Source organism: Pseudomonas sp. Leaf434 (assembly GCF_001425545.1).
Lineage (GTDB): Bacteria > Pseudomonadota > Gammaproteobacteria > Pseudomonadales > Pseudomonadaceae > Aquipseudomonas > Aquipseudomonas siliginis.
Map to the genome: position 1 here is coordinate 301935 of NZ_LMQZ01000001.1, position 13566 is coordinate 315500.

Annotated in this window: 11 protein-coding genes; 7 read left to right on the forward strand and 4 right to left on the reverse strand. The window is 60.8% G+C overall.

Going from position 1 to position 13566, the window contains the following annotated elements; translation table 11 throughout:
• Nucleotides 1-233: 233 nt before the first annotated feature.
• The 4 genes from ASG55_RS01315 to ASG55_RS01335 form a co-directional block, all read right to left on the reverse strand.
• On the reverse strand, nt 234-3080 hold the full coding sequence (locus ASG55_RS01315) for a valine--tRNA ligase (RefSeq protein WP_056783083.1): 2847 nt from the start codon (nt 3078-3080) through the stop codon (nt 234-236).
• 194 nt (nt 3081-3274) lie between these two features.
• Nucleotides 3275-3661 carry a hypothetical protein gene (locus ASG55_RS01325; RefSeq protein ID WP_056783087.1) on the reverse strand — a complete coding sequence of 129 codons (387 nt, stop codon included), beginning with the start codon at nt 3659-3661 and terminating at the stop codon, nt 3275-3277.
• An 8-nt stretch (nt 3662-3669) separates the two neighbouring features.
• Complete coding sequence (locus ASG55_RS01330; protein ID WP_056783088.1) at nt 3670-4098, reverse strand: DNA polymerase III subunit chi; 429 nt, start codon at nt 4096-4098, stop codon at nt 3670-3672.
• Between the two features lie 60 nt (nt 4099-4158).
• Nucleotides 4159-5649, reverse strand: a complete 1491-nt coding sequence (locus ASG55_RS01335) for a leucyl aminopeptidase (protein ID WP_056783090.1) — start codon at nt 5647-5649, stop codon at nt 4159-4161.
• 296 nt (nt 5650-5945) lie between these two features.
• Between ASG55_RS01335 and lptF the strand changes: the two genes are divergently transcribed.
• From lptF to recO, 7 genes are all read left to right on the forward strand, one after another.
• Nucleotides 5946-7067 carry an LPS export ABC transporter permease LptF gene (gene lptF, locus ASG55_RS01340; RefSeq protein WP_016771566.1) on the forward strand — a complete coding sequence of 374 codons (1122 nt, stop codon included), beginning with the start codon at nt 5946-5948 and terminating at the stop codon, nt 7065-7067.
• Nucleotides 7060-8121, forward strand: coding sequence for an LPS export ABC transporter permease LptG (lptG, locus tag ASG55_RS01345; RefSeq protein ID WP_056783092.1), 1062 nt, complete (start codon nt 7060-7062; stop codon nt 8119-8121). Before lptF ends, lptG begins: the two co-directional genes overlap by 8 nt.
• A 173-nt stretch (nt 8122-8294) precedes the next feature.
• On the forward strand, nt 8295-10091 hold the full coding sequence (gene lepA, locus ASG55_RS01350) for a translation elongation factor 4 (RefSeq protein ID WP_016771564.1): 1797 nt from the start codon (nt 8295-8297) through the stop codon (nt 10089-10091).
• A 9-nt stretch (nt 10092-10100) separates the two neighbouring features.
• Nucleotides 10101-10955 (forward strand): signal peptidase I, encoded by an 855-nt coding sequence (gene lepB, locus ASG55_RS01355; protein ID WP_056783094.1) that lies wholly within the window; start codon nt 10101-10103, stop codon nt 10953-10955.
• A 169-nt stretch (nt 10956-11124) separates the two neighbouring features.
• Nucleotides 11125-11814, forward strand: coding sequence for a ribonuclease III (rnc, locus tag ASG55_RS01360; RefSeq protein WP_024011703.1), 690 nt, complete (start codon nt 11125-11127; stop codon nt 11812-11814).
• Entirely contained in the window at nt 11807-12709 is a 903-nt protein-coding gene (era, locus tag ASG55_RS01365) for a GTPase Era (protein WP_016771562.1), read from the forward strand. Before rnc ends, era begins: the two co-directional genes overlap by 8 nt.
• A 166-nt stretch (nt 12710-12875) precedes the next feature.
• The gene (gene recO / locus ASG55_RS01370) at nt 12876-13565 is read left to right on the forward strand and encodes a DNA repair protein RecO (protein WP_056783095.1); all 690 of its coding nucleotides are present in this window, start codon (nt 12876-12878) and stop codon (nt 13563-13565) included.
• Nucleotide 13566 lies beyond the last annotated feature (1 nt).

Consider the following 13566-nt stretch of genomic DNA (forward strand, 5'->3'; position numbering starts at 1 on the left):
GGGCGTGGTCGATTCGGGTATGGCTGAAAGTGGCGGGCATTGTCCCACATCTGAAGGCAACACCGTTCAAACTGTGGGAGCGAGCCTGCTCGCGAAGGCGGTTTCACATCCGGCAGATTTGTCGGCTGACACAGCGCTTTCGCGAGCAGGCTCGCTCCCACAGGGGACTCAAGGTTTTTCAGGAATAAAAAAGGGAGGCCACTTGGGCCTCCCTTTTTCAGTGCGGTTTGCCGTTACAGGCTGGCAATCCGCGCATGCTGCTCGGCCAGCTTGCCCAGGGCTTGTTCGGCCTCGGCCAGTTTGGCGCGTTCCTTCTCGATGACTTCGGCCGGGGCCTTGTCGACGAAACCTGCGTTGGACAGCTTGCCGCCAACCCGCTGGACTTCGCCCTGCAAACGCAGGATTTCCTTGTCCAGACGCGCCAGTTCGGCGCCCTTGTCGATCAGACCGGCCATCGGCACCAGCACTTCCATTTCGCCGACCAGTGCGGTGGCGGACAGCGGTGCTTCTTCGCCAGCGGCGAGTACGGTGATCGATTCCAGGCGCGCCAGCTTCTTCAGCAGCGCTTCGTTCTCGGTCAGGCGGCGCTGGTCTTCAGCGCTGACGTTCTTCAGGTAGATCGGCAGTGGCTTGCCCGGGCCGATGTTCATCTCGCCACGAATGTTGCGCGTGCCGAGCATCAGTTCCTTGAGCCATTCGATGTCGTTTTCCGCCGCCGGATCGATGCGCTCCTCGTTGGCCACCGGCCAAGGCTGCAGCATGATCGTTTTGCCCTGAATACCGGCCAGCGGCGCGATACGCTGCCAGATTTCTTCAGTGATAAACGGCATGAACGGATGCGCCAGACGCAGCGCCACTTCCAGCACGCGCACCAGCGTACGGCGAGTGCCGCGCTGACGTTCGACCGGCGCGTTCTCGTCCCACAGCACAGGCTTGGACAGTTCCAGATACCAGTCGCAGTACTGGTTCCAGATGAACTCGTACAGCGCTTGCGCGGCGAGGTCGAAACGGAACTGATCCAGTTGGCGGGTCACTTCGGCTTCGGTGCGTTGCAGCTGCGAGATGATCCAGCGATCAGCCAGCGACAGCTCGCAGGCTTCGCCGTTCTGGCCGCAGTCTTCGCCCTTGTCCAGAACGTAACGCGCGGCGTTCCAGATCTTGTTGCAGAAGTTGCGATAGCCTTCGACGCGACCCATGTCGAACTTGATGTCGCGACCGGTCGAGGCCAGCGAGCAGAACGTGAAGCGCAGGGCGTCGGTGCCGTAGCTTTCGATGCCGTTGGCGAACTCTTCGCGGGTGGCTTTCTCGATCTTCTTCGCCAGTTTCGGTTGCATCAGGCCCGAGGTGCGCTTCTGCACCAGGGTTTCCAGGTCGATGCCGTCGATGATGTCCAGCGGGTCAAGGACGTTGCCCTTGGACTTGGACATCTTCTGGCCTTGGCCGTCGCGTACCAGACCGTGTACGTACACAGTCTTGAACGGAACCTGCGGCGTGCCGTCTTCGTTCTTCATCAGGTGCATGGTCATCATGATCATCCGGGCAACCCAGAAGAAAATGATGTCGAAACCGGTGACCAGCACGTCGGTGGAGTGGAATTTCTTCAGGAACTCGGTCTGCTCAGGCCAGCCCAGGGTCGAGAAGGTCCACAGGCCGGAACTGAACCAGGTGTCGAGTACGTCGTTGTCCTGTTGCAGCGCAACGTCCGGGCCGAGGTTGTGCTTGGCACGGACTTCGGCTTCGTCGCGACCGACGTAGACCTTGCCCGACTCGTCGTACCAGGCCGGAATCCGGTGGCCCCACCACAGCTGACGGCTGATGCACCAGTCCTGGATGTCGCGCATCCACGAGAAGTACATGTTTTCGTACTGTTTGGGCACGAACTGGATGCGACCGTCTTCAACGGCAGCAATCGCCGGCTCGGCCAGCGGCTTGGTCGATACGTACCACTGGTCGGTCAGCCACGGCTCGATGACCGTGCCGGAACGATCGCCTTTTGGCGTTTTCAGGTTGTGATCGTTGACACTCACCAGCAGGCCGGCAGCGTCGAACGCGGCAACGATTTGCTTGCGCGCTTCGAAACGTTCCAGGCCAGCGAACTCGGCCGGAATCTTGCCGTCGATGCTCTCGTTCAGCGTGCCGTCGAGGTTGAACACCTGAGCGGCAGGCAGCACGTTGGCGTTCTTGTCGAAGATGTTCAGCAGCGGCAGGTTGTGGCGCTTGCCGACTTCGTAGTCGTTGAAATCGTGGGCCGGGGTGATTTTTACGCAGCCGGTGCCGAATTCAGGATCGCAGTAATCGTCGGCGATGATCGGGATGCGGCGACCAACCAGTGGCAGCTCGACGAATTTGCCGATCAGCGCTTTGTAGCGCTCGTCGGTCGGGTTAACCGCGACGGCGGAGTCGCCGAGCATGGTTTCCGGACGGGTGGTGGCGACGATCAGGAAGTCATCACCCTCGGCGGTTTTTACACCATCGGCCAATGGGTATTTCAGGTTCCACAGGAAGCCTTTCTCTTCGTGGTTTTCCACTTCGAGGTCGGAAATCGCTGTGTGCAGTTTGGTGTCCCAGTTGACCAGACGCTTGCCGCGGTAGATCAGGCCGTCTTCATGCAGACGCACGAAGGCTTCCTTGACCGCTTCCGAGAGGCCGTCGTCCATGGTGAAGCGCTCGCGGCTCCAGTCGACGGACGAGCCGAGGCGGCGGATCTGCCGGCTGATGTTGCCGCCGGACTGATCTTTCCACTCCCAGACTTTCTCGAGAAATTTTTCCCGGCCCAGATCGTGACGATTCTGGCCCTGGGCTTCGAGTTGGCGCTCCACCAGCATCTGCGTGGCGATACCGGCGTGGTCGGTGCCCGGCTGCCACAGGGTGTCGCGACCCTGCATGCGGCGGAAACGGATCAACGCGTCCATGATCGCGTTGTTGAAACCGTGACCCATGTGCAGGCTGCCGGTGACGTTCGGCGGCGGGATCATGATGGTGTAGGACTCGCCCGCGCCTTGCGGGGCGAAGTAGTTCTCGGACTCCCAGGTCTTGTACCAGGAAGTTTCAATGGCGTGCGGCTGGTAGGTCTTATCCATGCGCGGCGGGACCCTATTGGCATTTATTCAGGAAAAGCCGGGAAGTATAGCGGGGCGTGGTGCCGAGGGCGAGCGGGGGAGGTCGGGCGGAGATCTAAATGTAGGAGCTGCCGAAGGCTGCGATCTTTTGATCTTGTTTTTTTTGAAAGCAAAGTCAAAAGATCGCAGCCTTCGGTAGCTCCTACACCAGCGGCTTATTCGTACTGGCTGAGCAGCCGCTCCATCCGCGCATCCAGGCGACGTTTGATTTCGGTTTCGATGTGCGGGGCGAAGTCGTCGATCACGTCTTGCATGATCAATTGCGCGGCGGCGCGCAGTTCGCTGTCCAGGTGCAGCAAGGCATCCGGGCCTTTATCGACCGGTGCGGCAGCCGGGGCAGCCGGCGGCGCTGGTGGCGGCTCGACGGCCGCCGGCTGATTGCCGACGGAATCGAACAGCATCGGAATCTGTTCCTGTTCGCCGTCATCGACCGTATCGGTCAACAGCGGCGGTTGCAGGTTGTCATCGCCGAGCAACTGGCGGATCGATTCGAGATCGTCCAGCAGGTGTGCGGATTTCTGTTGCGGTTTCGGAGTGTCCATTGGAATGCTCAGAGTCGCTGTAAACGGTGGTCTTGCAGAGAATAGCCCTGTTCGCGGTAGAAACGGAAACTCTCCCGCGCCGCTGCGCGGATGGTCGGATCTTCCACCACCACTTCCGCCACGCGGGCGAATTTGCTGGCGAAGGCCGGGACTTTCAGATCGAGATTGACCAGCAGATCCTGGTGCTCACCGCAGTCTGCCCCGTGTCCCAGCACGATCAAACCGTCGGGCTCACTGTCGGCAGGGCCGTGAGGCACGAAACTTTCGCCCTTGAATGCCCACAGCCGCGCATCGAGATCGTCACGTTGGGCCGCATCGCTGCAATGCAGGTAGATGCGATGGCCCATGCGCCAGGCTTTCTCGGTGAGCTTGCAGGCGAAATCCAGACGCGCTGAAGGATCGGCGCTGGGCAGGATATAGAAGTCGACTTTGGTCATTGCGGTTCCAGAGCGGCAAGCGGCGTCACCCGAAAGTGGCGCCGCCGCCCATCAGCGGTGTCAGGCTTTGGCGCGATCGAGCAGGTACTGGGTCAGCAGCGGAACCGGACGGCCAGTGGCGCCCTTGTCCTTGCCGCCGCTGGTCCATGCCGTGCCGGCGATGTCCAGGTGCGCCCAGTTGAGGTTCTTGGTGAAGCGCGACAGGAAGCAGGCGGCAGTGATGGTGCCGGCCTTCGGCCCGCCAATGTTGGCGATGTCGGCGAACGGGCTGTCCAGCTGCTCTTGATACTCGTCGAACAGCGGCAGTTGCCAGGCGCGGTCGTCGGCAGCCTTGCCGGCGCTGAGCAGTTGCTCGATCAGTTCGTCGTTGTTGCCCAGCAGGCCGGACGTGTGTGCGCCCAGGGCCACCACGCAAGCACCGGTCAGGGTGGCGATGTCGATCACCGCTTGTGGCTTGAAGCGCTCGGCGTAGGTCAGCGCATCGCACAGCACCAGACGGCCTTCGGCGTCGGTGTTGAGGATTTCCACGGTCTGGCCGCTCATGGTGGTGACGATGTCGCCCGGACGGGTCGCATTGCCGCTCGGCATGTTTTCGGCGCAGGCGAGGATGCACACCAGATTGATCGGCAGTTTCAGCTCAAGCACGGCGCGCAATGTGCCGAACACGGAGGCAGCGCCGCCCATGTCGTACTTCATCTCGTCCATGCCGGCGCCCGGCTTCAGGCTGATGCCGCCGGTGTCGAAGGTGATGCCCTTGCCGACCAGCGCGTATGGCTTCTCGGATTTCTTGCCACCGTTGTATTGCATGACGATCAGGCGCGGCGGCTGGGCGCTGCCCTGGCCCACTGCGTAGAACGAGCCCATGCCGAGGGATTTGATCTTCTTCTCGTCGAGGACTTCGACTTTCAGATCCTTGAACTCTTTGCCCAGATTCTTGGCCTGTTCGCCCATGAACGTCGGGTGGCAGATGTTCGGCGGCAGGTTGCCCAGATCGCGGGTGAAGGCCATGCCGTTGGCGATGGCGGTGGCGTGGTTCACGGCGCGCTGCACTTCGGCTTGCGCAGCCTTGATGGTCAGCAGGGTGATTTTCTTCAGCGCGCGCGGTTCGGCTTTCTGGCTCTTGAACTGGTCGAAGGTGTAGCCGCCGTCGACCAGGGTTTCCGCCAGCAGGCGGGTCTTGCCGTAGCTGTCGCGACCTTTGACGATGACTTCATCCAGCGCCAGCACGGCATCACCGCCGCCCAGGCCTTTGAGGGTGTTGAGGATGCCGGCAACGATTTTGCGGAACGGACGGTCGCCCAGCTCCTCGTCCTTGCCCACGCCGACCAGCAACACGCGCTCGGCTTTGAGATTCGGCAGGCTGTGCAGCAGCAGGCTTTGACCGACCTTGCCGGCCAGGTCGCCACGCTTGAGCACGGCGCTGATGGCACCACCGCTCGACTCGTCGACCAGTCTGGCGGCGACACCGAGTTTGCGGCCTTCGCCGACGGCAACCACCAGGGTGGCGGTTTTCAACGTTTCTGGGCTAACGCTTTTTACAACCAGTTCCATGTCCGGATCCCTGAATGAATGGTCAACACGCAGGCGTTCGACGCTGTCCGCAGTCGCCTGCTTATAGATAGAAGAGGCGCAGGCCAAAGCCTGCGACAAGGGCCGCAGTTTGAACCTCGCTCCCCGCGCCTGACAACCCTCAGCAAAGGATTACAGCGATGGATGAGTGTGCGCAGTGACAGGCGCACCCAATCACAGGATAATGCCGCATCTTTTTTCGACCGCTCTGCATGGCGGGCCGGTCGATGTGTTTGCTTGTTTGGCCGCCTTAGCCTGACAACCCTGGAGTGTCTGGTTTGATCGTCTTCCGTTATCTGTCCCGCGAAGTCCTGTTGACCCTCAGCGCCGTAAGTGCCGTGCTGCTGGTCATCATCATGAGCGGTCGCTTCATCAAATACCTGGCGCAGGCTGCAGCCGGTCAGCTCGATCCGGGCTCGCTGTTCCTGATCATGGGCTTTCGTCTGCCGGGTTTCCTGCAACTGATTCTGCCGCTGGGCCTGTTCCTCGGGATCCTGCTGGCCTACGGTCGCCTGTACCTTGAAAGCGAAATGACCGTGCTCTCGGCCACCGGCATGAGCCAGCAGAAGCTGTTTCGCATGACCCTGTTTCCGGCGACGCTGGTGGCACTGGTAGTGGCGTGGCTGAGCCTCGGTCTGGCTCCGCAGGGCGCCAACCAGTTTCAGCTGCTGCTGAACAAGCAGGACGCGCTGACCGAGTTCGATACCCTCGAGCCGGGCCGCTTCCAGGCCCTGCGTGATGGCACTCGGGTGACCTACACCGAAACCCTGAGCGACGATCGCGTCAATCTCGGCAGCGTGTTCATCTCGCAGAAGAACCTCGGCGCCGATAAAAAGGACCGTGGGATTTCCGTGCTGGTGGCCGAGTCGGGCCGTCAGGAAATCCGCCCCGATGGCAATCGCTATCTGATTCTCGACAACGGCTATCGCTATGACGGCAGCCCGGGGCAGGCCGATTACCGCGCCATTCATTACGAAACCTACGGCGTGCTGCTGCCCAAGCCGGACGTAAGCGAAGAAGTCACCGACCGTGACGCGATGCCGACCTCGTCCCTGTGGGGCAGCGACGACATTCGTTCGAAAACCGAACTGCAATGGCGTATGTCGCTGCCGTTGCTGGTGTTCATCGTGACCCTGATGGCGGTGCCGCTGTCGCGGGTGAATCCGCGCCAGGGGCGTTTCCTCAAGCTGCTGCCGGCGATTCTTCTTTATATGGCTTACCTGACCATCCTGATTGCCGCTCGCGGCGCCCTTGAAAAAGGCAAGATCCCGCCGGCCCTTGGCCTGTGGTGGGTGCACGCGATCTTCCTGGTGATCGGCCTCGGCCTGCTGTATTGGGAGCCGCTGCGTCTGAAACTGGCCAGCCGTCGCAGCGCTGCGCTGGAGGTGGCCCGTGGTTAAACTCGACCGCTACATCGGCAGCAGCGTGTTCATGGCGATCATCGCTGTGCTGGCGATCATCCTCGGCCTGGCGACGCTGTTTGCCTTCATCGATGAAATGGGCGACGTCAGCGACACCTACACGCTGGTCGACGTGCTCGGCTTTGTATTGCTGACCGCACCGCGCCGGCTGTATGAAATGTTGCCGATGGCCGCATTGATCGGCTGCCTGATCGGTCTCGGCAGTCTGGCCAGCAGCAGTGAGCTGACGGTCATGCGCGCTGCTGGCGTGTCGATCGGCCGTATCGTCTGGGCTGTCATGAAGCCGATGCTGGTGCTGATGCTCGCCGGCGTGCTGATCGGCGAATACGTCGCCCCGGCCACCGAAAGCATGGCCCAGGCCAATCGCTCGCTGGCCCAGGGCAGCGGCGACGCGCAAAGCGCCAAGCACGGTATGTGGCACCGTCAGGGTGAGGAATTCATCCACATCAACGCGGTTCAGCCGAACGGTCTGTTGTACGGCGTGACGCGCTATCACTTCGACAAGGAGCGCCATCTGCTCAGCTCCAGCTTCGCCAAGAAGGCCGAGTTCGACGGCACCAAGTGGCAGCTCACCGACGTTGCCACCACGCTGTTCCATGAGCGCAGTACTGAAGTGGTCAACAGTCCGAGCGAGGAGTGGGACGTGGCGTTGAGCCCGCAGCTGCTCAGCACCGTGGTGATGGCGCCGGAATCGCTGTCGATCAGCGGTCTGTGGGGCTACATCCACTATCTGGCGGAGCAGGGCCTGAGCAATGGTCGCTACTGGCTGGCATTTTGGGTCAAGGTGTTGCAGCCGCTGGTGACCGCCGCGCTGGTGCTGATGGCGATCTCGTTCATCTTCGGCCCACTGCGCTCGGTGACCCTTGGTCAGCGGGTCTTCACTGGCGTGCTGGTGGGCTTCACCTTCCGCATCGTCCAGGATCTGCTGGGGCCATCGAGTCTGGTGTTCGGTTTCTCGCCGCTGTTTGCGGTGCTGGTGCCGGCCGGCGTGTGTGCGCTGGCGGGTGTCTGGCTGCTCAGGCGAGCGGGCTGATGAACAAGCTTTCATTCAGCGCTTGAGCCCTGAAAACGCCTCGGTCGCCAGACCGGGGCGTTTTTGCATGCGATCCGGGTGACAGGCGAACGTGACGCTTGCGCCGTGTATCAGGTACAATTCCCGGCTATTTTTCGGCGGGCCAAGCCTGCAGCCTTTTTGAGTGTTGATCCGTGAGTGATTTGAGTCATATCCGCAATTTCTCCATCATCGCCCACATTGACCATGGCAAGTCGACGCTGGCTGACCGTTTCATCCAGATGTGCGGCGGCCTGGCCGAGCGTGAAATGGAAGCCCAGGTACTGGATTCCATGGATCTTGAGCGTGAGCGCGGGATCACCATCAAGGCCCACAGCGTTACCCTCTATTACAAAGCCAAAGACGGCATCACCTACCAGCTGAACTTCATTGACACCCCGGGCCACGTCGACTTCACCTACGAAGTCAGCCGTTCCCTGGCCGCGTGCGAAGGTGCCTTGCTGGTGGTCGATGCGGGGCAGGGCGTCGAAGCCCAGTCCGTGGCCAACTGCTACACCGCCATCGAGCAGGGCCTGGAGGTCATGCCGGTACTGAACAAGATCGACCTGCCCCAGGCCGAGCCGGATCGCGTCAAGGACGAGATCGAGAAGATCATCGGCATCGACGCTACCGACGCCGTCACCTGCAGCGCCAAGACCGGCCTGGGTGTCGACGAAGTGCTCGAGCGTCTGGTGCACACCATTCCTGCGCCGACCGGCAACATCGAAGATCCGCTGCAAGCGTTGATCATCGACTCCTGGTTCGACAACTACCTGGGCGTTGTTTCCCTGGTACGCGTGCGCCACGGCCGTGTGAAGAAGGGCGACAAGATTCTGGTCAAGTCCACCGGCAAGGTGCACCTGGTCGACAGCGTCGGCGTGTTCAACCCGAAACACACCGCCACCGTTGATCTGAAGGCCGGCGAAGTGGGCTTCATCATCGCCAGCATCAAGGATATTCACGGTGCGCCGGTCGGTGACACCCTGACCTTGAGCTCCACGCCGGACGTGCCGGTGCTGCCGGGCTTCAAACGCATTCAGCCACAGGTTTACGCCGGTCTGTTCCCGGTCAGCTCCGACGACTTCGAGGATTTCCGCGAAGCGCTGCAGAAGCTGACCCTGAACGACTCGTCGCTGCAGTACACCCCGGAAAGCTCCGACGCCCTGGGCTTTGGCTTCCGTTGCGGCTTCCTCGGCATGCTGCACATGGAAATCATCCAGGAGCGCCTCGAGCGCGAATACGACCTGGACCTGATCACCACCGCGCCGACAGTAATTTTCGAGCTGGTGCTGAAAACCGGTGAAACGATTTACGTCGACAACCCGTCGAAGCTTCCGGATGTGTCGGCGATCGAGGACATGCGCGAGCCAATCGTGCGCGCCAATATCCTCGTACCGCAGGAACACCTGGGCAACGTCATCACCCTGTGCATCGAGAAACGCGGCGTTCAGGTCGACATGCTGTTCCTCGGCAATCAGGTGCAAGTCACCTACGACCTGCCGATGAACGAAGTGGTCCTGGACTTCTTCGACCGTCTCAAATCCACCAGCCGCGGCTATGCTTCGCTGGACTACCATTTCGATCGTTACCAATCGGCTAATCTGGTGAAACTGGACGTGCTGATCAACGGCGACAAGGTCGATGCCCTGGCATTGATCGTGCACCGTGACAATTCGCACTTCAAAGGTCGCCAGTTGACCGAGAAGATGAAAGAACTGATTCCTCGTCAGATGTTCGACGTGGCGATTCAGGCCGCCATCGGTGGTCAGATCGTGGCCCGGACAACCGTCAAGGCGCTCAGAAAGAACGTATTGGCCAAATGCTACGGCGGTGACGTCAGTCGTAAGAAGAAGCTGCTCGAGAAGCAGAAGGCCGGTAAGAAACGCATGAAACAGGTCGGCAACGTGGAAATTCCACAGGAAGCCTTCCTCGCCGTGCTCAGGTTGGAATAATCAGGTCCTATGTCGCTAAATTTCCCGCTGTTGCTGGTCATCGCCGTGTTCGTCTGCGGCCTGTTGGCGTTGATTGATCTGCTGTTCCTGGCACCGCGTCGGCGGGCTGCCATTGCCTCCTATCAAGGCAGTGTCAGCCAACCCGAGCCTGTGGTGGTCGAGAAGCTGAACAAAGAGCCGCTGCTGGTTGAATACGGCAAGTCGTTCTTTCCGGTGCTGTTCATCGTGCTGGTGCTGCGTTCGTTCCTGGTGGAGCCGTTCCAGATTCCGTCCGGCTCGATGAAACCGACCCTGGACGTCGGCGACTTCATTCTGGTGAACAAGTTTTCCTACGGCATCCGTCTGCCGGTGATCGACAAGAAGATCATCGAAGTCGGTGACCCGCAGCGCGGCGATGTGATGGTGTTCCGCTACCCGAGCGACCCGAACGTCAACTACATCAAGCGTGTGGTCGGCCTGCCGGGTGACACGGTGCGTTACACCGCCGACAAGCGTCTGTTCGTCAACGGTGAGTCGATCGCCGAGAAGATGGCCGGCGCCGAAGCAGGTTCGCTGGGCAGTGCGGAGCTCTATCAGGAAAAACTCGGCGCAGCCGAGCACCTGATCCGCAAGGAAATGAGCCGTTACCGCGCCACTCCGGATCGTTCGTGGACGGTGCCTGCCGGGCACTACTTCATGATGGGCGACAACCGCGACAATTCGAACGACAGCCGCTACTGGGATGATCCGAACATTCCCAAGGATCTGCTGGGCATGGTTCCCGACAAGAATATTGTCGGCAAGGCCTTCGCGGTCTGGATGAGCTGGCCAGAGCCGAAACTCAGCCACCTGCCGAATTTCTCGCGGGTCGGCCTGATCAAGTAATCAAACACGGCGCTGTTGACCACAGCGCCGAATGCATTTCTGGAGCCGGCACAATCGGCTTCGCAATCGCCAGGATCTATTTTTTGAACACAGCGTTAATTGTCCCAGGCCTGCGCCGTACCCCGGCGATGGCAGTGGAAACCAGCCACGAACTCAGCGTGGGTAAACCGTGAGCGTTTCTCTAAGCCGTCTCGAGCGCCAGCTCGGTTACACCTTCAAGGACCAGGAGCTGATGCTGCTGGCCCTCACGCACCGCAGTTTTGCCGGGCGCAACAACGAGCGTCTGGAATTCCTCGGTGATGCCATCCTCAACTTCGTCGCTGGCGAGGCGCTGTTCGATCGCTTCCCGCTGGCCCGCGAAGGTCAGTTGTCGCGTTTGCGCGCACGGCTGGTAAAAGGTGAGACGCTGGCCGTACTGGCTCGCGGTTTCGACCTCGGTGATTATCTGCGCCTGGGTTCAGGTGAACTGAAGAGCGGTGGTTTCCGCCGTGAATCGATTCTCGCCGATGCCCTCGAAGCTCTGATCGGTGCGATCTACCTCGATGCCGGCATGGACGTCGCCCGCGAGCGCGTACTGGCGTGGCTAGCCGGCGAATTCGAAGGCCTGACGCTGGTCGACACCAACAAGGATCCGAAAACCCGCTTGCAGGAACACCTGCAATCGCGCGGTTGCGAACTGCCACGCTACGAAGTGGTGGATATTCAGGGCGAACCGCACTGCCGTACCTTCTTCGTCGAATGCGAAGTGGTCTTACTGAATGAAAAAAGCCGAGGTCAGGGTGTGAGCCGTCGTATTGCCGAACAGGTAGCGGCCGCCGCAGCACTGATTGCCCTGGGCGTGGAGAATGGCAATGACTGATACAAACGCAACTCGCTGTGGCTACGTTGCCATCGTCGGCCGTCCCAACGTCGGCAAGTCGACGCTGCTCAACCACATCCTCGGGCAGAAGCTTGCGATCACTTCGCGCAAGCCGCAGACCACTCGCCACAACATGCTCGGCATCAAGACCGAGGGCGACGTCCAGGCGATCTACGTCGACACCCCGGGCATGCACAAGGGTGGCGAAAAGGCCCTGAACCGTTACATGAACAAAACCGCTTCGGCGGCGTTGAAAGACGTCGACGTGGTGATCTTCGTCGTCGACCGCACCAAGTGGACCGACGAAGACCAGATGGTGCTCGAGCGTGTGCAATACGTGACCGGCCCGCTGATCGTCGCGCTGAACAAGACCGATCGCATCGAAGACAAAGCCGAGCTGATGCCGCACCTGAGCTGGTTGCAGGAACAGCTGCCAAACGCCCAGATCATCCCGATTTCCGCGCAGCACGGGCACAATCTCGAAGCGCTGGAAAAGGTCATCGCCGATCACTTGCCGGAGAATGATCACTTCTTCCCGGAAGACCAGATCACCGACCGCAGCAGCCGTTTCCTTGCCGCCGAACTGGTGCGCGAGAAAATCATGCGCCAGATGGGTGCCGAGCTGCCGTACCAGATCACCGTCGAAATCGAAGAATTCAAGCAGCAGGGCAAGACCCTGCACATCCACGCGCTGATTCTCGTCGAGCGTGACGGCCAGAAGAAAATCATCATTGGCGACAAGGGCGAGCGCATCAAGCGCATCGGCACCGAAGCGCGCAAGGACATGGAGCTGCTGTTCGACTCCAAGATCATGCTCAACCTGTGGGTCAAGGTGAAGGGCGGCTGGTCCGATGACGAGCGCGCGCTGCGTTCGCTGGGTTATGGCGATCTGTAAGTAGCGATCTCGAAAACACCGCTACTCACTGTGGGAGCGAGCCTGCTCGCGAAGAGGATGTAACACTCAGCATTGATGTTGACTGTCACTCCGCTTTCGCGAGCAGGCTCGCTCCCACAGTGGTTTTGGGTTGTATGTAAAACCGCGTTTCTTCATCGAGAACTCAATGTCGCAAAACCCGCCTCCCGCCCAACCCGCCTATGTCCTGCATTCGCGCGCCTATCGCGAAACCAGCGCACTGGTCGATTTCCTCACGCCGCAAGGTCGGCTGCGGGCGGTGTTGCGCAGTGCGCGGGGCAAGGCCGGGACGCTGGCGCGGCCGTTCGTGGCGCTGGAGGTCGAGTTCCGTGGCAAGGGCGAGCTGAAGAATGTCGGGCGCATGGAGAGTTCTGGCACCTCTGCGTGGCTCAACGGCGAGGCGCTGTTCAGCGGCCTCTATCTCAACGAGCTGTTGATTCGCCTGTTGCCTGCCGAAGATCCGCATCCGGCGGTGTTCGATCATTACGCCGCGACCTTGCTGGCGCTGGCCGAAGGTCGACCGCTGGAGCCATTGTTGCGCTCCTTCGAATGGCGATTGCTGGATGATCTCGGCTACGGCTTTTCCATGAACACCGATATGCACGGTGAGCCCGTCGCTGCTGACGGCCTCTACCGTTTGCAAGTGGACGCCGGACTCGAGCGGGTGTATCTGCTGCAACCCGGCCTGTTCAACGGTACCGAGCTGCTGGCCATGGCCGAAGCCGACTGGTCGGCGCCCGGTGCGCTGTCGGCGGCCAAGCGTCTGATGCGCCAGGCGCTGGCGGTGCATTTGGGCGGGCGTCCGCTTGTCAGTCGCGAGCTGTTTCGCAAGCCCTGAT

Excerpts from the sequence above, each read along its gene's own strand:
- era (WP_016771562.1), top strand. The coding sequence starts at position 11,807 with ATGACTGATACAAACGCAACTCGCTGTGGCTACGTTGCCATCGTCGGC.
- ASG55_RS01325 (WP_056783087.1), bottom strand. The coding sequence starts at position 3,661 with ATGGACACTCCGAAACCGCAACAGAAATCCGCACACCTGCTGGACGAT.
- ASG55_RS01335 (WP_056783090.1), bottom strand. The coding sequence starts at position 5,649 with ATGGAACTGGTTGTAAAAAGCGTTAGCCCAGAAACGTTGAAAACCGCC.
- lepB (WP_056783094.1), top strand. The coding sequence starts at position 10,101 with ATGTCGCTAAATTTCCCGCTGTTGCTGGTCATCGCCGTGTTCGTCTGC.
- ASG55_RS01315 (WP_056783083.1), bottom strand. The coding sequence starts at position 3,080 with ATGGATAAGACCTACCAGCCGCACGCCATTGAAACTTCCTGGTACAAG.
- recO (WP_056783095.1), top strand. The coding sequence starts at position 12,876 with ATGTCGCAAAACCCGCCTCCCGCCCAACCCGCCTATGTCCTGCATTCG.
- ASG55_RS01330 (WP_056783088.1), bottom strand. The coding sequence starts at position 4,098 with ATGACCAAAGTCGACTTCTATATCCTGCCCAGCGCCGATCCTTCAGCG.